The sequence below is a fragment of the Oligoflexus tunisiensis genome (assembly GCF_001748245.1).
GTDB classification, from domain to species: Bacteria; Bdellovibrionota_B; Oligoflexia; order Oligoflexales; family Oligoflexaceae; genus Oligoflexus; species Oligoflexus tunisiensis.
In genome coordinates this window covers 1,159,727-1,179,332 of the sequence record NZ_BDFO01000001.1, presented here as the reverse complement: position 1 = coordinate 1,179,332, position 19,606 = coordinate 1,159,727, and the positions used below count along the sequence as shown (strand labels likewise).

General features: G+C 51.1%; 17 protein-coding genes. 7 read left to right on the top strand and 10 right to left on the bottom strand.

What is annotated here, in order from left to right; translation table 11 throughout:
- Positions 1-471: 471 nt before the first annotated feature.
- Positions 472-2,118 (top strand): glycoside hydrolase family 2 TIM barrel-domain containing protein, encoded by a 1,647-nt coding sequence (locus tag OLTU_RS05200; RefSeq protein ID WP_176736344.1) that lies wholly within the window; start codon positions 472-474, stop codon positions 2,116-2,118.
- 800 nt (positions 2,119-2,918) lie between these two features.
- On the opposite strand, the gene OLTU_RS05195 is transcribed toward OLTU_RS05200, so the two are convergent.
- The 3 genes from OLTU_RS05195 to OLTU_RS05185 all read right to left on the bottom strand — a co-directional run bounded on the left by OLTU_RS05195 (position 2,919) and on the right by OLTU_RS05185 (position 5,231).
- Complete coding sequence (locus OLTU_RS05195) at positions 2,919-3,677, bottom strand: hypothetical protein (protein WP_218109848.1); 759 nt, start codon at positions 3,675-3,677, stop codon at positions 2,919-2,921.
- Between the two features lie 101 nt (positions 3,678-3,778).
- Positions 3,779-4,444 carry a hypothetical protein gene (locus tag OLTU_RS05190; RefSeq protein ID WP_141731694.1) on the bottom strand — a complete coding sequence of 222 codons (666 nt, stop codon included), beginning with the start codon at positions 4,442-4,444 and terminating at the stop codon, positions 3,779-3,781.
- Positions 4,445-4,475: 31 nt separating this feature from the next.
- The gene (locus OLTU_RS05185; protein WP_176736343.1) at positions 4,476-5,231 is read right to left on the bottom strand and encodes a CPBP family intramembrane glutamic endopeptidase; all 756 of its coding nucleotides are present in this window, start codon (positions 5,229-5,231) and stop codon (positions 4,476-4,478) included.
- A gap of 582 nt (positions 5,232-5,813) precedes the next feature.
- Here OLTU_RS05185 and OLTU_RS05180 point away from each other — a divergent pair.
- The gene (locus OLTU_RS05180; RefSeq protein ID WP_141731692.1) at positions 5,814-6,518 is read left to right on the top strand and encodes a helix-turn-helix domain-containing protein; all 705 of its coding nucleotides are present in this window, start codon (positions 5,814-5,816) and stop codon (positions 6,516-6,518) included.
- Positions 6,515-6,940, top strand: a complete 426-nt coding sequence (locus OLTU_RS05175; protein ID WP_141731691.1) for a hypothetical protein — start codon at positions 6,515-6,517, stop codon at positions 6,938-6,940. The genes OLTU_RS05180 and OLTU_RS05175 overlap by 4 nt, the downstream gene beginning before the upstream one ends.
- 371 nt (positions 6,941-7,311) lie before the next feature.
- On the opposite strand, the gene OLTU_RS05170 is transcribed toward OLTU_RS05175, so the two are convergent.
- Complete coding sequence (locus tag OLTU_RS05170) at positions 7,312-7,593, bottom strand: hypothetical protein (protein ID WP_141731690.1); 282 nt, start codon at positions 7,591-7,593, stop codon at positions 7,312-7,314.
- A 226-nt stretch (positions 7,594-7,819) separates the two neighbouring features.
- On the opposite strand from OLTU_RS05170, the gene OLTU_RS05165 reads away from it, so the two are divergent.
- Positions 7,820-8,800, top strand: a complete 981-nt coding sequence (locus tag OLTU_RS05165) for an aldo/keto reductase (protein ID WP_141731689.1) — start codon at positions 7,820-7,822, stop codon at positions 8,798-8,800.
- Positions 8,801-8,906: 106 nt separating this feature from the next.
- Complete coding sequence (locus OLTU_RS05160; RefSeq protein WP_141731688.1) at positions 8,907-9,563, top strand: hypothetical protein; 657 nt, start codon at positions 8,907-8,909, stop codon at positions 9,561-9,563.
- A 21-nt stretch (positions 9,564-9,584) separates the two neighbouring features.
- Here OLTU_RS05160 and OLTU_RS05155 read toward each other — a convergent pair whose 3' ends face one another.
- The 4 genes from OLTU_RS05155 to OLTU_RS05140 all read right to left on the bottom strand — a co-directional run bounded on the left by OLTU_RS05155 (position 9,585) and on the right by OLTU_RS05140 (position 15,738).
- Complete coding sequence (locus tag OLTU_RS05155; protein WP_141731687.1) at positions 9,585-10,301, bottom strand: hypothetical protein; 717 nt, start codon at positions 10,299-10,301, stop codon at positions 9,585-9,587.
- Between the two features lie 59 nt (positions 10,302-10,360).
- Entirely contained in the window at positions 10,361-11,440 is a 1,080-nt protein-coding gene (locus OLTU_RS05150) for a class I fructose-bisphosphate aldolase (RefSeq protein WP_141731686.1), read from the bottom strand.
- Positions 11,441-11,557: 117 nt separating this feature from the next.
- Complete coding sequence (locus tag OLTU_RS05145) at positions 11,558-14,347, bottom strand: 7TM diverse intracellular signaling domain-containing protein (RefSeq protein ID WP_141731685.1); 2,790 nt, start codon at positions 14,345-14,347, stop codon at positions 11,558-11,560.
- A 149-nt stretch (positions 14,348-14,496) separates the two neighbouring features.
- A complete protein-coding gene (locus tag OLTU_RS05140; protein ID WP_141731684.1) occupies positions 14,497-15,738 on the bottom strand; it encodes a hypothetical protein in 1,242 nt (413 codons plus the stop codon).
- A gap of 332 nt (positions 15,739-16,070) precedes the next feature.
- Here OLTU_RS05140 and OLTU_RS05135 point away from each other — a divergent pair, with 332 nt between their 5' ends.
- Entirely contained in the window at positions 16,071-16,343 is a 273-nt protein-coding gene (locus OLTU_RS05135) for an RNA recognition motif domain-containing protein (protein ID WP_141731683.1), read from the top strand.
- Positions 16,344-16,366: 23 nt separating this feature from the next.
- Here the strand turns inward: OLTU_RS05135 and OLTU_RS05130 are convergent, their stop codons facing one another.
- The gene (locus tag OLTU_RS05130) at positions 16,367-17,947 is read right to left on the bottom strand and encodes a phospholipase D-like domain-containing protein (RefSeq protein WP_141731682.1); all 1,581 of its coding nucleotides are present in this window, start codon (positions 17,945-17,947) and stop codon (positions 16,367-16,369) included.
- Positions 17,948-18,108: 161 nt separating this feature from the next.
- Between OLTU_RS05130 and OLTU_RS05125 the strand changes: the two genes are divergently transcribed.
- On the top strand, positions 18,109-18,846 hold the full coding sequence (locus OLTU_RS05125; protein ID WP_141731681.1) for a hypothetical protein: 738 nt from the start codon (positions 18,109-18,111) through the stop codon (positions 18,844-18,846).
- A gap of 149 nt (positions 18,847-18,995) precedes the next feature.
- Here the strand turns inward: OLTU_RS05125 and OLTU_RS05120 are convergent, their stop codons facing one another.
- Positions 18,996-19,544 carry a hemerythrin domain-containing protein gene (locus tag OLTU_RS05120; protein WP_176736342.1) on the bottom strand — a complete coding sequence of 183 codons (549 nt, stop codon included), beginning with the start codon at positions 19,542-19,544 and terminating at the stop codon, positions 18,996-18,998.
- Positions 19,545-19,606 lie beyond the last annotated feature (62 nt).

Genomic DNA, 19,606 nt, shown 5'->3' with positions numbered 1-19,606 from the left:
ATTGATTCCCGGATGACTCAGAATCTCGTCCTGGAAGCCCTGGAAATGGCCGTGAATCTGAACCTATCAAATTCCAGCTCGCAAATATTGTCAGTACCATGGTCATCAAGCCTAATGACCTCCGATCGTCCAGACTTGTCTGAGCTTGCGCGCGAGGGGACCGTCCAGCAAAGGACAAAAACAGCAGGAATATAATGATGTAAGCAATAATTTTGCGAACAGGAACACGTCTGGCCTCGTCAAACCTATCAACCCTCTGCCCTCAGCTGACTTAACGAATCCAAAGCCGAATTATTGTAAACCAAGAGGAAGAGACACCGTCCCTTTGAGTTATGCAGAGGAATTGACAAAGCTGTAAACTTTACCGGCACTTCACGCGAAACATCATCTCATTCCAGTCCACCATGCTCTGGCATAAGATATGCTTAGGCCTCGATTCGAGGCTTTCCCTTATGGATGCTGGAGATAGTCATGCGGTACCTTGCTACTGACCTTTGGAATGGAATGATGATGAAATGGATCATGAAGCTGAGTTCGGGATGGGATAGATTCCTGAAGATCATCCTTCTCACGACCTGGGCCTGTCTGGGCGGTATCGGTTGCAGCGATTCTGAAAATTCCAAGACGCAAGCCCTACCAAACGGTGCCGTGACTTTGCCAGCTCATATCGAGGCGGAGAATTTCTCTTCGGCCGTTGATCTCTCTGATGGCAACGCTGGTCCTGCCTCCTGCACTCAGGCAGCCAATCCCGATGTGGATCTCGGAACTTGTAGTGACAGCGCCGGTTGCGGCTGTTCCATCGGCTGGGCTGAGCCCGGCGATCTGCTGGATTATTCTGTGATCAACCCACAGCCGGGCGAGAGCTCATACAATATTGATCTGCGCATCGCAAGCGCTCAGCCTGGTGCCAAGGTTCGCATTGAAATGCCCCCTGGTGTAGTTCGCGGCCACGTCAGCGCCGATGGCGAAGGCTATCAATACGGTTGGGAAAGCTGGGTGACTCGCAAACTCGATCAGGTTCCTATCCGTCCAGGCCGACAGACGCTGCGTCTGGTCTTCGAAGGTCCGGTTAATCTCAATTATCTGGACATCAAAGCTTCTGCAGATTCTTCAGTAAAGCCTGGGTCTCCCCAACCTCCGCCTTCATCGAAAGGCATTCGCATTGCCGGCCGCCAGGTTTTGATAAATGGTCAGCCGTTGAATATGAAAGCCGTATGCTGGAATCCCGTGCGCCGAGGCCAACGCCATCCGGAGGGCCTGATGTTTCGCAATCCCAGCGATGCGGACCTGCAGATGATCGAACGAGATCTGCGAATGATGCGTGAGATGGGTGCGAATACAATCCGCACCTATGAAGCCATCCTTGATCCCAGAGTTCTTAATCTCGTCCAGAAGTATGGACTTTCGATGATTGTACCCGTCCTCAACTACTATGCGACCCCGGAAGAACGCATACGCATGGTCGTTGAACGATTGAAAGACCATCCTGCGACCCTCTTCTGGGAACTCGGCAACGAGTGGAACTACAATCATCTCTATAGTTCAGGGGCGGCCGACATTGGGCTGGAAGGTACCAAGTCCCTTATCAAGAAGACGGCGAATCTGATCCGCTCGCTGGATGCCACCCATCCCATCAGCAGTGTGCACGGGGAACTTCCCTCCGCAGGGCTCCTGGCTGAGCTCAACAATATCGATGTATGGGGTTTGAATATCTACAGTGGGCTCTCATTCGGCGAGCGTTTCAAGAACTGGCAGGCTATCAGCGGAAAGCCCATGTATATCGGCGAGTATGGAGCGGATGCAGTGAACCGTACCGTGCTCGACACGAATTCCCAGGCCAAGGCCGTAACGACCTTGAGCGCAGAGATCCTTCAAAACCTTTCCGCACGATCCGGAGCGAATGCAGCTCTCGGAGGCGCGGTCTTCGAGTGGAACGACGAATGGTGGAAGGATAGCAACGGATCGCCTGATGCGCAGGACATTGGCGGTATTGCGCCCGGAGGCGGACCTTATCCGGATATGGTCTTCAACGAAGAATGGTGGGGCCTCGTCGATATCAATCGCAATCCTCGTCCTGCCTATACGCAGCTCAAGGAGATCTGGACTCGAGCTCCTTGAAGTTGTTGAGTGAGGTCCATGCAGGAATCGGCGGAGCTAGCGGGTCCGTCCATCGTTTTGACAACCCGCTCGCGACACTGGCGCGCATGAAGGAATTGGATCCTTTGGTCATCGTTATGGACCAAAGAATTCCAGGCATGAAATGCGTGGAATTTCCAGCTTTCGCTGTCCAGCTTGTGTCACTCGGTAGCCAAGGCTCCGAATACTGAAGCAGGTTTAGAGTAAGATCAATAATTTCATACTTCCCAAACCTTATCTTTGCCCATAAATTGCCGCTGAAGTTCAGCCAAGCCAACGAGAGCGAGGGATAATATTGCTTTCGGGTTCACCCCATTTGGTTTTGATATATTCGAGAGACATTTCGAATCCCCCAGGGTGCCACTTGTCATCACCTTAAACCTGAAACTGATACAGCGGAGTCCCACAAATCTCAACAGTGGTAGAATTATGACTTTTGAATGCTACTTCACGATTCCCTGATAGATCGGTGCGTAGAATTGCGGTTACGCTTGGGGGATCAAGAGGAGATTGGACATGGTTTGCCGCGCGCTCTTTTGAGCAGGATGCGACACACATAACCAATATGATGAACAACAAAATTTTTGTCATGACCAGCCTCTCCTAAAGGAGTTCAGTACCAAAGAACGACGCTAGGCTCTAAATTTTACTGCAAAAGATTTCGTTTATTTAAAGATTCCCGAATGTTGGCGAACTTTATCAAAGTTCCTATTTAACTTTGAACAAGCTAAGCTTCCCATCGACGTAGGCGTAGCGCTAATCAGTTCGTCCGTCTGACCCATTCAGGGCGAGTCAGACTTTTTGAAAATAAGATTCCAATTGATTTTCGTTCGTCTGGTTTCTGGAGAATCGCCTCCATCCTGATCAAAATCTGAATCAGCTAAACCATCAGGATAAACAGCCATGCGATCATAGAGATTAGAACCCAAGAACACCTCATATCCGTCGCCGTTCAAGTTGCAATTTTTGCTCATGAGACTTGAAGCTGTAAAAGCAGAGAACACAACGTCAGTGCACAGAGAATCCATATTCCAGCTGCTTGCGACCGAGTTCGAAAGTGGTGTGAGCTGAAACCCATCCATCAACCAGTTGATTTTGAAGGTACCATTTGCTGCTTCCTCATCGTGCCCAACCAGTTCGAAATTTCCACTCAATGTTTGTTGATAGACCGCATACCAGTCGAGGCAGTTTGAGCTGTTCGAGTAGGTCGTCGTCTCCTGCGTATAGCGATCTCCATCAAAGGTCAATACTGACTTCCTGTCCTCATAGCAGACTTCCCATGTCCCCTGCATATATTCGCGAACCTTGTCCATATCACTGAAAAGCGATAAATCGGCAGATATCTCTTGCACGGCGCTGGCTCGAGAAAGATTCAAACTGTCGGTGGGATAATGAAATTCAGTGTATTCATCCTTAGGATCTGAAAAAATGTCTGGCACAATATTATAGGTTACTATAAGCGAATCAATATCTGGATCAATATACAATCTGTCTTCATGGGTGAAGCTGGCTTTTATTTCGTACGTATCCGATGAATTCAAACAGGTCCTGCCGATGATGTCTTGCAGACAATAGCTACAGGCAGCCAACAGTGAATGCTCATTGGCTGCAACAATTTTGGATGGGATTTATCAGTTTTGGTTTAGAAGTGATTCTCGCCAAGAGCGTCATTTAGAAGGTAATTCAGCTCTTGCTGGTTCGCCGCGATGAAAGTGATGTAGTCCGGTCCGCATTTTTTCTCATAATAGCATGATTCATAGACTACGAATGACAACTGCAGTTGGTTGGTAAGCTGTCCGTTGGATTTATAAACCTTCTCTACGTCGATGTTTTTTTCCACGCAGGGATTTGGGCCCTTTTCTTTGCTTAAGTCCACGTGCGCGCAGGTTGTATCGCGCAGGATTTTTCCGCTGGGTGTTTCTGTCTCTCTTGTCGTTCCGAAGGTTATGGTGGCGTCCGCAAGCCACTCGGTTAAAGTTGTCCAAAGGCTTTTTTCAGATTGGCTTTTTGTATTTTTGATTGCTTGCGCAACGACCTGCTTCTTGGCTTGCACCTTCTGTCTAGCCTGTTTGTTTCTCTGCTGTTTGGAGGCGTGTGAAGTATATCCGCCGCCACTCGGGTCTTCGGGGCCATGGCCGCAGTTGGGCTCTGCGCAGGCGTGGTCGCCTTCATCAATAGGACCGCTGCTGAAGATTGGACCGACACTCTGATGAGGGATACGGGATCCGGTAACTACAACAGTTTCGCTGTCATCCGCATAGGCATGAGCGGAGGTTGCCAACAGGAGGGAAAGACAAATGTTTCTCATGCATAAAATCCTTAGCGAAATCATCAGCGCGCTACCCAAAGACCATCTTTCGGTGGCGAATCAGCTGATGGATGAAGACAAAAAGTGTTGTAATCATTATCAGGACATAAGCGTCCGTAAGATATTCATGGGATTTGACCCATGGTCTCCAAACGACATGGCTGTTGGAGATCAGATGAAGGATGATCGCTGCTCTTAATCCCAACATGAGATAGGTAGCAGCTGCCGCGAGCCCGAAAATAAAAGTGCTGGCGACGAGCGCCGATGGATAGATCCCGGCATGCATTACAGCAAAAATTATCGAAGATAGAATGATCGCCCAGGACTTTTTCATAAACTGCATGAGTCCTCCCAGAATACCCACCCTGTAAATGAGTTCCTCGGCAATTGGAGCAACGGTCAGTGGCCAGTAAAATGAAAACGATGGGCTCGCAAGCCGTAGTTCCTGACGCTGTGTCACAGCTTCAAGCTGAGTAATTATCTCGGGATTGAACGTTGATGCGAGTTTGCCAATCGCAGTCGCACTTAGAGCGCAGAATGCTAACGCGCCTATAAGAAAAAGAACGAGCCAGCCAAGTTCAAGCGGTGAACGTTTCGGTTCATGTAGCCTAATCCGCCCGATTGCGAAAATTGACCAGATAGCAACAATATCGAGGGCAAACCAGATTGCATAAGATAGCAGCACATTTGATCGGGTCGTCTCCAGGCCCACAACGCTCTGCCAATAGCTCGACACGATGAATGTCGCGGCAATAATCGTCAGCATAATTAGCTGATTTCTCTTCATTTCAAGGCTCTCCTTACTGGATACGAGCAGAAATGTATTGGCCATACGACGCCTCGTCAACAAGTAGCTTTCACTCCAATACCAACAATGTCTTTATCTATTTTGATATAGCATAAACCAGCTAACAAATATTCCTTGTCCCCGTTGAGTTCGCTTGGCTAAAGGGCTGCGGCCCCGAGGGGCCTCAAGCGGAATTGCAATGCGTTTGGTGAGAAAACATGAGAAGTCCAAATCATCGCCCCAACATTGAGCTCATCGCTTAGGCGAGGAATAGCGAATTCATTTTTTTCTGCCAAGCTTCCATTAGACTCTGATCGAAAATTGATTCTTTGATGAATCAGCAATAAAGACGAACAAAAGCTCTTTCTTCAAAATGAGATTTCAAAAACAAGGTGATTCATTGAATCAAAAATCTGCGCCATCTTGAAGTTAGGCTCTTCAAAAGCAGATAATATGAATCGGCTAAACTTCGGAATATTTATATGCAGAATGCCCATCTACACTGCTTTTCATTCGCGATGATCGAGAGCTTTCGCTATAGAATCACCTGAAAGATATTCAAAGGTGGGCGGGAAAAGCAAAATGACGCTTAACATTTGCGATTATTTGCGCGATAGAATAAAGAGCTTTCTTGCAGCAAGAGGCGAAAGCATCCGCTGGTTATCCAAGCAGACCGGCGCTGACTACTCAACTATTTACCGTCTGCACAGCGGTGAACAGAAGAAACTGTCATTTACTAACGCAAAGAGAATTCTCGACGTTATCGAGCCAGGAAACGCTGACAGCATCCTGCATGATTACTTTCCGCGAGAGGTGGCAGATACGCGGGAACTCGGCGCAAAAACTGAATCCGACGCATTATCAGCGCTTCTTGCCGAAGATCTACAATTATATAAAGTTTATGTATTTGCAGAAATGGATGGGATCGAGCGCTGGCATGTCAAAGAACAGTTCGGCAATGAAGGCCTGAAGCATCTCGATAAATTGCTGCGTCTTGGAATCCTGGTAGAAGCAGGTTCCAACTTCAAGAGCACTCTGGGAGGACGCGCTTATCCACCAGAGGATGTCATCAAGAAAACTGCGATTCATCATTTCCACATGGTTCCGCTGAACGTCCCAGGCTCTATTATAGAAGACATCCGGGGAGGATTAAGCGATGAGGGTATTCGCGACTTATACGAAGCGGTCGTCGATCTCCGTGAAAAAGCTCTGAAGATCATGAAAGAAAAAAAAGGCAATCGACTGGTGGTTATGTCTGCGATTGCTGGGCCGGGGGAAATTCTATGAAGTTTCAAATAAAGTGGATCATCCCACTCCTTACGTTTGCCTCAGCGGCATTGGCAGGCGGCAGCCAGGGTGGGGGGACTCCGCCAGCTCTGGCTGATCTGGGCAAGGAAATAATGATGGCTGAACCTGGAAGGGCTGGGATCTTCGACAATGGGACAGGTGATGTTGGATTGCTTGCCAACAGTGAGTTGCTTTCAACTTTGACCCTTAGCACAACATCTTTGCGGTCCAGAAGCATTTCCGCTGGCAGTTTGGTCATATCCGGCGAGGATTTTTCCCTCCTGTCTGTCCGAAAAAAGCCTTTGGATGCGATTGGTATGAATGGTGAAAATGCCAGCTACAAAATTGAGGCTGGGGAGACGATGGATGAAGTTATTTTAAAAGGTCGCCGCGAGTTAGCACGGGCAGCGGTGGGACAATAAAGACCTATGAAAGTGCCTTGCCCTTTGGCACGTGGCATCCTGGAAGACTGTAAAAAAATTAAGAAATCACCGGGACTTAGCCACAGATTGCTTCAGCGCTCGGTGAGGCTATATTCTTCTGACCCTCTGGACACACTAGAAGATTGTCTCCAACGTAGGGTCCCTGCGCTTCAATTTGGATGACGTCTTCGTCGTAAATCTGGTCGTAATCTTCGCCGCTCGGGCAACGATAATAGACGCGATGGGAGAAGCTTTCATCGTGAAAAACTTCTTTCCATTCTCTGGCTCTTTCGGGACTGCAATATAGGCTGTTTCCATAGGGATGGCGAATTAGCTCGATATTGCCTTCGGAGTCTAGACAGGTAAAAGTCTCAGAAATACTCTGTGAGCTGCTGCTGTATTTGCCGACCTGGGTTACGATCAATGGAAAGAAATTTTCCTTTTTTATATTCAAATACCAAACGCTTTTTGGTTGCAGTGGAAGGCGCATGTTCGGCAAAACATTTATAAACACGCTGATCTTCGTAGATATAGGAGCCCGGGTTGCATGTTTTCTTGCCGCAAGCGGAGAAGGCAAAGGCAATGACCAGAGCCCGTGTGGTCCAGCGAAAATGATATGACAGTAAATAGTAATATTTTGATTTTCCAAGCATGCCTTTGCAATCCTGTTTGCAGCCACGGGTCAGCGGGATTCCCTTTTGTATCGGAATTCATCAGTGAAATCTGACATATTGTTTTAGGATTGAATATTCTAAAGATTACAATTAGATGCGAGACTATTTCGAAGAATCCAGGCCCATGAGCAAAAGTCGGTATAGACAAAGCCCTCCACTTTCAGAAGCATAACCTCGCATATTTTCTTCATCACAGGGAGCACTCATGAAAAAAGTAAAACTGGGAAACCAAGGCCTGGAAGTATCACGTCTCGGACTCGGCTGCATGGGAATGTCGGATTTCTATGCCGGCCGCGAGGACAATGAATCCATCGCGACCATTCACTATGCAATCGAACAGGGTGTGACCTTTCTTGATACAGCGGATATGTATGGCCCATTCACAAACGAAGTCCTGGTGGGGCAGGCAATTCGTAACATGAGGAATAGGGTTGTGCTGGCTACGAAGTTCGGCAACGAGCGCACTCCGGATGGAAAATTTCTCGGTGTCAACGGCCGACCCGAATATGTCCGCAAATGCTGCGAAGCATCTTTGCAACGTCTCGGGGTCGACGTTATCGATCTTTATTATCAGCACAGGGTCGATCCCAGCGTTCCCATTGAAGAGACAGTTGGGGCTATGGCCGATCTGGTGCGCGCTGGAAAGGTTCGCTATCTTGGCCTGTCCGAGGCGGCTCCGGCGACGATTCGCAGGGCGCACAAGGTCTTTCCTATTTCGGCCCTGCAAACGGAATATTCTCTCTGGTCACGCGATCCCGAGGAGGAAATTCTTCCCGTCATACGCGAACTGGGAATAGGCTTTGTTGCGTATAGTCCGCTCGGCCGCGGCTTTCTCACGGGCGCGTTTCGCAAGCCCGAGGATATTCCGGAGGGTGACTACCGCCGCTTTCATCCCCGCTTTCAAGGAGAGAATTTCCAAAAGAATCTTCAGCTCGTTTCTGAAGTGGAAAAAATCGCGAAGGAGAAAAAGATCACACCGGCGCAACTGGCTCTCGCCTGGCTGCTGGATAAGGGCGAAGATATTGTCCCGATCCCCGGCACCACGAAGCGCTCGCGGCTCGCCGAGAATATCAAGGCGCTGGACATCGAACTCACGCCGGGCGAGACGCAGCGCCTCGAACGCATACTGCCCCTGGGCGTGACCTCTGGACCGCGTTATGCGGACATGAGCACTGTCAATCGGTAAGGCGTCGGTTGACTGAAATTTCGCTGTGCAATATTGCACGTCATGATCCGTCCTGGTCCATGCTTTATGAATGACCTCTCTTTTTAAAGGAAAAACCAGGATGATCATGAAAAATTCCCTCGTAATGCTTGCCCTTCTTGCTTCCATCGCAGCCTGCGGTGACGACAAGAAATCCAAAAGGACGAATCATGCCGAACAGACCGTAAACACCACCGAAGGCACGGAAGAGACCGGTACGGCCCCCAGCACGGAAACCGAAGTCAAGCCTGAGGAAAAACAACCGGTTGAACCCACCCCAACTCCGGTTGAGCCAACTCCCGTTGAGCCTGTAACACCAGCAGAACCCGAGAAAACTCTGGATATCGTAGGGACCTGGACCAGGTGCAACTCCCTCGGCAAGGGCATCGTAGTTGGCGTCAGCTTGACTTTTGACAACAACGGTGGACTGGAAGTTTCTGCTCAGCAGTTCAAAGACCAGGAATGCAAAGAGCCGGCTTTGAAGAAAGTTGATGTCGAGTCAGCCAAGGCCACCTACAAGGTAGGCGAAGTTTTGTCCTCTCAGGCCGTCTCTCTGGATATCACGAATGAAGACGGTTCCACTGATTACGTGGCTTACAAGATTGACCAGAATCAGCTTTCCATCACGGGCGTCTGTAAAGAAATCGGCAAGGAATCCGGCTGCCAGGCTATCTTCGGTGTTACCGCAGAAACCCGCTCAGTCGACTTCAACAATGACCACGTCACCGTTCTGACTCGCAAATAATCAGCCAGGCGTAGGATCCTCCTACGCCTTAATCCACTCCACAAGTTCCGCTCCCAAATTCTCGCTCCGATGGATCGCCCCGTGACATGGAATCAGCACTTTGGGTCTCACGAACTTCATGAGTTGATCCAGCCAGGCTCGATACGCCGCACGATCCTGAATACCAATCATGTGAAAAACACGGGAAACCCTGAAACCAGGACCTGCCCCGGTCAGCCGCAGCACAGCATGAAATAGCCTTCCCTTGGGCGCTGACATATTAAAGTAAGCGTCCCCCACGACCAGGATACCCTCTCCATTTGGTCCGCGTATCGACATCCAGACTTCACCATTTTTCAGACCATGCGGCTCCACGATCGCCACAGCTGATGGAAGGAGCGCGGCGATGCTATCCGGTGTGGCAAACGTTTCCCCGGTTACCTTTCGCAAACGCGGGATGGCTGAGGACGAGGCCAGCAATTGAACTTTGGGATAGCGCTGGCGAAAGGGTTTGATACCAAGGTTATGATAAATATTGGGCGCCAGGACCACAGCGACTTCGCCCAACTCGTCCAGCTTACGGAAGTCCTCATCCTTCTTCAGGGGAAGGGGACTATAAACGAGAAGCTTGCCATGATCGAGTCGCAGGGCCACCATGCGGAGATCGAAGAAATTGCTGTGACTTTCACTCCAGCTATAAATTTCAGGTGAACTGGAGATCTTTTCCCAAGTTCCTTCATCGGAATAATATGCTTGCATGGGCTTCCCTGCTCAAATGAAGATAAGACGGAAGCCCTGAAACAAGGCTTCCCCTGAAGCTATGCTATCGCAATATCGCGGTTCAGGTAAACGTCCTGGATGGCCTGAAGCAGTTTAACCCCTTCTGCAAAAGGGCGCTGAAAGGCCCGGCGCCCGGCTATGAGCCCCATGCCTCCGGCCCGCTTGTTGATCACCGCAGTCTTAACCGCTTCCGCCAGATCACTCTCACCTGCGGACGCTCCACCGGAATTGATAAGGCCGATGCGTCCCATATAGCAATTGGCCAGCTGATAGCGGGTCAGATCAATGGGATTGCTGGTCGTGAGCTTGTCATAAATCAGCTTGTGCGTCTTGCCCCAGCCTTTGAGTTCCGGATCAAGGTAGCCGCCGTTGTTCTCAGGCAGCTTCTGCTTGATGATATCAGCATGAAGAGTCACCCCAAGGTGATTCGCCTGGCCGGTAAGATCCGCTGCGAGGTGGTTGTCCTGCGTTTTGGTTTTAAAGGCGCCGTTGCGGAGATAACACCAGAGTATGGTGAACATGCCCAGCTCATGAGCCCGCTCAAAAGCATCGGACACTTCCTGAATCTGCCGCCGTGATTGTTCCGATCCCCAATAAATGGTAGCCCCGACGCCGATGGCACCCATTTCAAACGCCTTCTCCACGCTGCCGAAGAGGGTTTGATCATAGGTATTGGGATACGAAAGAAATTCGTTGTGATTGATTTTCGCGATGAATGGAATTTTGTGGGCATACTTGCGAGCCACGGCTCCGAGCACACCGAAGGTCGAAGCCACCCCACTGCAGCCGCTTTCCAGTGCCAGACGCACGATGGTTTCGGGATCAAACATCGCCGGATGCATGGCAAAGGACGCTCCGGCCGCATGTTCGATCGCCTGATCCACCGGAAAAATCGAGATATAGCCGGTGCCTTGCAGCCGCCCCGCATTGAAGAGGCGCTGGAGATTACCCAGCACGGCAGGCTTGCGATCGGTATGAACCATCACGCGATCGATGAAGTCAGGTCCGGGCAGATGCAGCTGGTCCTTCGCAATGGTTTCACAGCGGTGCTCCAGGAGCGTCCTCGCTTCCGGACCCAGGAGATCAGCAATTTTGGATGTGGTGAGCATGTCAGCCATAAGTTTACTCCACGTAGATTGATGACAGGCAACAGCCGCATCTTAACGGGTCTGCAGTAAAAAAACCGCTGCATCCGCCTACACTTTTTTACCAGCGTCTATCTGTTGGTGTCGAATTCACGCCACTTTTTTCAGTGGGATGGAGGCATGCACGTGGGAAGGGAGCCGAATGAAAAAGGCGAAGGGTGCAAAGCCATCATGTTGATCATTCAAAAGCTGAATGTGGATCGATCCTCCGGCCTGTTCCAGATAGGAACGCACAGCATCCATGCCGACACCATGGCCGGAGATGTCAGTAACCTGGGACGAAGTCGAAAGGCCCGGCATGAATATGAGTTCGGCTATCTCCTGCGGATTGGGCTTCGCATGACGCATTATGAGGCCGAGAGCCTGGGCTTTCTCCTGAATCGCGGCCAGGGAAAGACCGCGGCCATCATCCTGGTAGCTCAGCACGAGTTGCCCATCAACGTCCTTCAGTTTCATGGAGATGGTCCCGGCTGCGGCCTTGCCAAAACTGAGACGCTGTTCCCTGGTTTCAAGACCATGATCCAAAGAGTTCCGAATCAAATGGGTCAGGATCACTTCCATCAGTTGCTCACCCTGGCGATTGAAGGCAAAACCTTCCGCTTCAATCTCAAAGTGAGGTTCCTCCTTATGGAGGTCCCGGGCCAGTCGCTGCGCCCGCGCGCATGATTTTCTAAGGACTTCAGCCGCATCCGTATGAATCCGCCCCATCAGGATCGCATGCATCGCATGCAGTGGCGTTTCATGGTGCAAAGGAATCATCAGGTTCCTGCAGGTCTGAATCATGGTCTCCACATCAGCCAGATCGAACTCAACCGTATGGAGGGAACGCCGGCGCCCCAGCTTCTCGACACTGACTCCGACATAGAGATCCAGATGACTACGAATGTGATTCTGATCGTTCTGCAGCTGCACCTTGTCGTAAGGGGCTTCTTGATTCTGCAGTTTTTTCAAATAGGCTTCGGCCTGATGCAGGACATCGGTCAGCTGTTTGAATCCATAGTTGCGTGACATGCCCTTCAGAGTATGCGTATGGATAAAAACCTGCCGGATGGATTCCTGATCTGCCTGGCTGCCGCCTTCGATCAGCTTCAGGTTCTGTTCCACACAGCCATAGGAGGTTTCCATAAAGCGCGCGAACTTATCGTGTGGAATCTCCAGAATCTGGCTGATGTAGTCCAGCTCCATTTGCTGGGTTTGAGTCTGGGCCTGAAGCTTTTTCAAATGGGTTTCATCCCGAATCGCGACCAGAATTTTATCGATGCGGTTTTCCGCTCCCACGATCGGGCTCCAATCGAGGCGCAGGGTTTTCTCTGTTCCTGAAGCCGCCGCTCGATACACAAGTTCATGAGGCAGACAGTGGGCGTTGATGATGAAGTTGATTTCATCCTGCTCCAGACTGGACACCAGAACCGACTTGACCTGATTCATCTCATCCGGCGAGAGGCGGGCATGCTGGAAGAGGAGGTCCATGGCATTCCCCTGCTCAATATCGTTGATTTCGAGAATTTCCCGCAAATGGGACGAGTGATCCTTATGAATGCGGAAGTCAGGAGGCAGGATCATGAAAATACCCTGTCTGATGTTGCTCAGGATGGACTTGATATCCCGCGTCTTTTCCTCGACCTCATGCTCCACATTGCGGATATTGCTTTCCAGTTGCGTGTTCAAACGCTCGATCTTCCCCTGGTTCTGCGCCTGCTCCAGCTTGATCTTGTCCGCCAGGGCCAGGGACAGGAGCACGACCTCCACCGAGGATCCGATCTGATTGCCATAGATCGTGAAAAAGGACGCGGGAAAGAAACCAGCCGTGTAGAGATGATAAATAAAAACTCCGCTCAGGAGGGCCAGCCAGGCGGCAAAGAAGTACCGGGCGGGACGATACCCATTCCGCAGGGACAGAATACTCGCAAAGAGAATGCAGGGAATGGCCAGAATGATCAAGACGGAGCCGAATCGAATGCTCGTGGAGTAGCTCGCGAACAAGGCCATGCCGACAAAGAAATAGGACATGGACAGGAAAAACCGCAGAACCTTGTGGAAGCGAGGGCAGTGTTTCGAGGTCTGCAGGAAATTCATGGCAAAAATCATGGCGAAAAGACAAGCCAGACTGCTGATCACCGGAATGCTGTAGTTCACCAAATCCGGTTGCTCCGGCAGGACGTACTCCAGAAGGAAGCCGCCAATCGCGGCCTGATAAATGGAAAAACAGGAAATATAGAGGACGTAGTACAGGTAACTGATATTGCGAAGCCAGAAGAATATAAAGAGGTTGTAGAGGATGATGACCACCATGATGCCATTGAAAATGCCCAGCCCGAATATTTCCCGATTGATCTTCTCCGCGAGGGCGGTCGGCGTCCAGACCCGCAAAGGGAACTGCATGGAGCTTTCCGACTTGCTGCGCAGATAAAAGTTGCGCGTGACACCGGAGGGTATATCGAGTTTGAAAACGAAGTTCCGATACCTGAGATCCCGCTGCGCAAAGGGGTGCCGGTCCCCCGCCTCCCGCTTCGTAAAGCTTCCGTCCGCCTGCTCGTGAAAAAACTCCAGCTTATCGTGATTGGGATAGGCCAGCTCCAGATACCAGGGTTCGCTGGCTTCACCCACATTCTGAAGGCGCATGCGAACCCAATAAACCTTGTTCGAAAAGCCGAAGTTGGGAACGTCCTCGGGATAGCTTTTCCATGATAATGTCCCGGCAGGGTCCAGAACCTGGTCGAAGGTCAAAAGCCCGGTGTCATCCTCCAGGATTTCCACGATGCTGCTGATATTGTGTTCACCCTGCTCGTTTTGCAGAGGGATAACGCTCATGGCTTCGGCCACCTGGCAGCAGGCCAGAAGTCCGATCAGCAGGAGCCATGATTTGAAGAGCAGATGCATAGAGATCCCGCCATGGGGTAAAGCCACCCGTCCACTTAAATTATCGACTTTTTACAAAGGGAGTTGAGGGGATGCAGGGCATTCAGGGGGCAGGAATTGATACAAGGCGGTAAGGAAATCCCGCCTCATGAATCCGTCTGGATCCTCGCTTAATCGGCTCCAGGATATTCAAGCTTGTCACCCGAGGCGACTTCATCATCACCGACGGTTTCCGGATCACCTGAGTAGGTATAGAGGGATTCATCCTCGCAATCCTCCTCCTCCCAGTCGACCTGCAGAGCATCACATTGAGCATAATCCGCAGCGCTGCCCTCAGGAGTCACCTCCGTGGTTCCCGTGCAGTCCCAGGCATCCGAAGGAAGATCAATCCCATTCCAATCAGGAAGGCGTGGCATCATCTTCGGTTCGACGTAAATGGGGCCACCCGGCTGCCAGGCTTCTGAATCCGCAGCGGCCAGAACATAACCTTTTCCATCAAAATAAGCACGATAGGCGCCCGCGTCGGTGGATGCGTCCACGGTGCTCGAATATTTGTTGATCACCGTTCCCAGATTATGAGCAATCAACGCGGCACTCTGTGTGGTCCAGTTTTCGATAAGACCGTCATCAAGCTCGGATTCGCCCACCTTGGACTCGGCGACAAACGCTATGCCTTTTTCCTCGTAATCGATAAACAGCCGCTCACGGGAATTTCCGTAGGCCGTTTCATAGGCGCCGCGGATATCAAGCTTTGTCCTTCCGGTACGACTCACACCGCTATCAAAGGCGGCCTGAACCGTCCAGGTTTCACCCTCCGCAGCATCCGGATCGGTATGAATTCGAGTCACAACGCCCTTCGCCGTGCCGGCATTGGCTGCTTCAAGATCAAATATATAACGGAGTTTATCATTGGCGCAGAAGGAAATGCGGCGACGGTTCTGGACCGTATCATCGATCCACACTGAATATGTGCCCTGCCAGCCGTCTTCATCAAAGGAAGCTCGAAACTTGCCATTCGGCTTGAACACCTGCGAGCCGGCTTCAATGTAACAGATCTCCTGAGCCATCTCACGGATGAGGTTCAATCCATTCTTCACACTGCGCCGGATCTCGCAGCCCTCGATCGCCCGTTGTCGATCGGCTCGTCTGAGTCCTGGGGTTGAAATGAGAATGGTTCCCGCTGTCGGCAGCGCTTCCTCACCCTGACCTTTGACGGCCGCTGGAACCTCCGTCGACAGTGCTTTGGAAAGACCCATATCAGCGATGTCCGTGGCAATGATGAGCTGTCCCGAGGTCGCCGCCGCATCGCTGCTGGAGGATTTCCCGCTGCATGATATGAGAGTGAGAGCTGCTCCTGCCAGGAGGACTTGAACTTTGTGTTGGTCCGACCTGCTCCGTTGATTCCTTCTCATCTCTCACCTCATCCGGTTTATCCGGATCTGCTATCGGTCAAATCATAAATTTCATGAGGGAGGGCCCCTATAACCACCCATTAAATGACCACCTTACATCACTCATCCCGCTCGAAATCAGCTTTTTGAAACATTTTCTGGTATTCGCAGAAAAAGGGTGTTAAGGTCCCTCAAGAAAATACCGATGCGATGCCAGAACGAGCAATTCGCTCATCGGTTTAGGACCTGCCAACTACTCATCATTTTTGCGCCTATCCTAAGTCTTTACCCAAAACTTGAGTCTGCGATTCATACTCTCAAACTCAATTGTTCATTTTTCGAAAGGTTTTATCATGTCTAACAAGCTTTACGTCGGTGGATTGTCTTACTCCACAACCAATGAAACACTGGAAGCTCTTTTTGAGCGTGCCGGTGAAGTGCTGAGTGCGCAGGTCATTACTGACCGTGATACAGGTCGCAGCAAAGGCTTCGGCTTCGTTGAAATGCAATCAACACAGGCTGCTGCCGACGCCACCACCAGATTCAACGGCAGCGAACTGGATGGTCGTACGATCACCGTGAACGAAGCCCGTGCAAGAGAGCCACGCGCCAGAACACGTTGGTAATTCAAAGTATTGCCTCACCTGCGTCAGGACCCTGACCCAGGATAAGCTTCATAACCGTCATCCACGGTACGAAAATCCCAGGTGATCGGTAGATCCATTTCCTGTGTGGCCTTCTCGAACAGCAGTTGAAACTGCTGTCGGAAGGCCTCATAGACATGGGGAATGCGCACCCAGTAATAATTTTCAAAATTCTTATCAAACCCGGCCATGGTCAGGTTGCCAGCTCCTGTGAAGACGGATCCCAGGATTCCATTTTCCGGTTGGGCATGGTGAAAGATGATGAACTTGTTATGAAACAGCAGCCTGCTGAGGTGATTGCTTTCCACAAATCGCAGTTCGGCTCCTGCCTCGCTCAGGGTGCTCGGACTGTATTCACTGTTATAGGCACTCCAATTGAAAAGGGAGCAGCGCACATTCCGGGCCTGGGCTTCTGACAAACCCCAAAGGCAGTAGGATGTGAGGCTATCCGATTCCCCAAAGACCCGGCCGTCCACCTTCCAGGTCAGACCCTGTCCGACAGGATCCTGATAACCCGCCCAGAATAGTTCGGAATCAACCAGCATTTTCACGCGAAACGTGGGATCACTCTTCAGTTTCCTGATCAGCGCCTGAATAAGATTGGGTTCCGTCATATGATGGGCTGCAATCCAAACTTCGGATGCCTGGTCCACTTCGTCGACCAGCTTATCCAGTTCCTTGCGATCATCATAGGTGCCACCGGTTTTCGGAATGAAATACGACTTCATCCAGGGATCCTGAGCGCGCGCCTCATCCACTCCGTGACGGGCCCGACAATCATCGAGTTCCCGATAGAGCTGGCTGAGATTCCCGATGGATTCCTCATGAATGGCATCGCGCAGGCAGATATGATCCTGACTGAACCAGTGCTGGCGATCCAGGGTGACGAAATTCCAATTTTCATGATGACCCCAGGTCCCTGATGAAACGTTGCCGCTCTGAAAGCTGATGCGCACCTTCTGGTTTTGGTTGTCCACGATGACCAGCGATTTCAGGTGGGCGAGGCGACTGCTGTTTTGAAACTGCAGAAGCTCGACCTGAGGGCAGAGGCGGATCGTATCCAAAGCATCACTTCCGTAATCCGGCTCATGCATGAAAACCTTGACCTGAACGCCACGCTGCGCGGCTGAGCAGGTCCAGCTGGCGACGGCCGACATACTGAAGCTGAAGCTGGCGATAAAGAGTTCATCGCCTGGCGTGGTGCCTTCGATCCATTCCTGAATGCGGTTGATGGGACTGTCCGTCTCCCGGTAGGGATTGACCCCTGCGGGCTGACTCGAAAGAGCAAAATCCTTTTGCTCACAACGGATATTGGCGGGAATGGTGGAACGCCATCCGCCGCCGAGCGTAGGGATACCGGCGGCTTCAACCGGAATCTCCTCCACCGCATCCCGATCGGGCGCAATGCGCACCGGCCCGCGTGAACTCATAAAGGTCTCCGGCGGTGGATTGCGCGGACGGTAGGACACAAACCTCTGGCGCGGACATACGGGATTCGTAAAGAGGACTTCATAGGATTCAGAGGTCCAGCCTCCCGTGGCGAGCGTCATGTTCATAAGGAAGAGCAGCGAAAGCGGATGGCTCATGACGGCGTCTCCTGCGACTGTTTTTTGTGTATATTCTGCACATAATTAAGCGCCATAACTATGTAATATTATAATAGATAAAAGAAAGTAGTCAGGAAATTTCCAATCCAACCGATAAATATTTTGTATACGGCATCAGCAATTAGAGAAAGGAACTTACTATGTCAAAATTCTCCGCTCATGGCGTTCGTCTTATCACCCTCCTGGCATTCGCGACTCTTGTGACCAACTGCGGTGTTGATGAACTCTCTCTGCGTGGCCTGCGTTCGAACAAGAAAAGTGGAGAAGCCGTTGCCCTGAAACCATCCACCGGCAGTGGTACATCCCAGCCAGCTTCCAAGGCCACGGCCGCGTTCAGTGATATCGCGATCATGGACCAGGGTGATGTGAACTTTACCACCATCCTTACTCAAACGCTGAAGACTTCCAATCGCTCGCTCTTTATCGATATGGCTCTCGAATGCGGTCTCCTGACCAAAACCACCGTGAAAAGCAAAGGCGGAAAGAAGGACACTTCCACCGCGTCGGCGGCTGTGATGGTCCGGGTGCTGGTTGACGGCAACGTCGCAGCTCCCGGTGAAGTCACTTACTGCCAGAGAACTCAGGAATTGAGTGCAACCTTTGGAGGCATCCTGCAAAGTTGCACGGACGCCGATGGCGATGGGACCATTCTGGCCAGTGAATGTGAATTTGCAGATGAAGAGCTCTCGCTGCTCCTGAGCACCATGAATGCCGGCTCCTTTAACTTTCTTACGGACAATCTGACTTCCGGTGTTCACACCATTGAAGTTCAGGCCAAAATCTTCAGCTCGACCACGGCGGAAGCTGGCAGTTCCGAAGCCCGCGGCTTTATAGGCAAGGGTTCGGTTCTGACAACGTCGGAGCGCCTGGCCCGCTAAGATTCTCCTTTATACCCCAACACCTCATGGGCTCGGCTCGGATTTCCGAACCGGGCTTTGTCCTTTCCCGGCTGTTTCATGACGTGATTTCACAATGCTTCAAAAAACCTACAGTCGCCGCATGGGGCAGGGGTTGCCGGCACCGTGTTTCAGGCATGCAGATCGGCGGAAACAGGTTTCTTCCGCGATGCAGCTGGAGCACGTCCTTGCACGGCCTGCTGCAGACTCTCCGTGACGTCATCATAGGCTTCCTGCATTTCAACGCCGAGCGTGGCCAGACGCTTCTTGCCGAATTTCTTCGAAAGTTTGGGGAAGTATTCGCCTTCCTCCTCTTCCACGTGATGCTCGATCATTTCCTTCAGAACCGTCACGCGCGCCATAAAGTGTTCATCATCCGCTTCAGTTTGTTTCAATTTCTCGATGAGGTGACGAACCACGCTGTGCTCTTCATAAGCTTCAAGGGTCATATCTTCGTCCACCTCACGCCCGGCCGGATAGAAGATTTTCTCTTCGATCTGAGAATGAGCTTCGATGGCAATCGCCAATTTTTGAACCAGCTGCAGACGGGTTTTCAAAGCGCGGGATCCGGTGTTTTCGAGTTCATCAAAAAGATCCTCGACTTCACGATGCTGGTCCTGCAAGAGTTCAATGGCATCAATACTAACTTCGGCTTCCTGGTTTTTTTTGGAACGTGGCATGATCGTCCTCCTCGGGTTTGCAGATGTGCCGCTCGAAAAACTAGCAAGCCGCATGCCACGGG

Bases quoted from the DNA above. Each gene is read 5' to 3' on its own strand.
- OLTU_RS05150 (WP_141731686.1), bottom strand. From the start codon at position 11,440: ATGGCTGACATGCTCACCACATCCAAAATTGCTGATCTCCTGGGTCCG.
- OLTU_RS05140 (WP_141731684.1), bottom strand. From the start codon at position 15,738: ATGAGAAGGAATCAACGGAGCAGGTCGGACCAACACAAAGTTCAAGTC.
- OLTU_RS05165 (WP_141731689.1), top strand. From the start codon at position 7,820: ATGAAAAAAGTAAAACTGGGAAACCAAGGCCTGGAAGTATCACGTCTC.
- OLTU_RS05200 (WP_176736344.1), top strand. From the start codon at position 472: ATGCGGTACCTTGCTACTGACCTTTGGAATGGAATGATGATGAAATGG.
- OLTU_RS05185 (WP_176736343.1), bottom strand. From the start codon at position 5,231: ATGAAGAGAAATCAGCTAATTATGCTGACGATTATTGCCGCGACATTC.
- OLTU_RS05135 (WP_141731683.1), top strand. From the start codon at position 16,071: ATGTCTAACAAGCTTTACGTCGGTGGATTGTCTTACTCCACAACCAAT.
- OLTU_RS05180 (WP_141731692.1), top strand. From the start codon at position 5,814: ATGACGCTTAACATTTGCGATTATTTGCGCGATAGAATAAAGAGCTTT.
- OLTU_RS05120 (WP_176736342.1), bottom strand. From the start codon at position 19,544: ATGCCACGTTCCAAAAAAAACCAGGAAGCCGAAGTTAGTATTGATGCC.
- OLTU_RS05125 (WP_141731681.1), top strand. From the start codon at position 18,109: ATGTCAAAATTCTCCGCTCATGGCGTTCGTCTTATCACCCTCCTGGCA.
- OLTU_RS05175 (WP_141731691.1), top strand. From the start codon at position 6,515: ATGAAGTTTCAAATAAAGTGGATCATCCCACTCCTTACGTTTGCCTCA.
- OLTU_RS05190 (WP_141731694.1), bottom strand. From the start codon at position 4,444: ATGAGAAACATTTGTCTTTCCCTCCTGTTGGCAACCTCCGCTCATGCC.
- OLTU_RS05130 (WP_141731682.1), bottom strand. From the start codon at position 17,947: ATGAGCCATCCGCTTTCGCTGCTCTTCCTTATGAACATGACGCTCGCC.
- OLTU_RS05160 (WP_141731688.1), top strand. From the start codon at position 8,907: ATGAAAAATTCCCTCGTAATGCTTGCCCTTCTTGCTTCCATCGCAGCC.
- OLTU_RS05155 (WP_141731687.1), bottom strand. From the start codon at position 10,301: ATGCAAGCATATTATTCCGATGAAGGAACTTGGGAAAAGATCTCCAGT.
- OLTU_RS05145 (WP_141731685.1), bottom strand. From the start codon at position 14,347: ATGCATCTGCTCTTCAAATCATGGCTCCTGCTGATCGGACTTCTGGCC.
- OLTU_RS05170 (WP_141731690.1), bottom strand. From the start codon at position 7,593: ATGCTTGGAAAATCAAAATATTACTATTTACTGTCATATCATTTTCGC.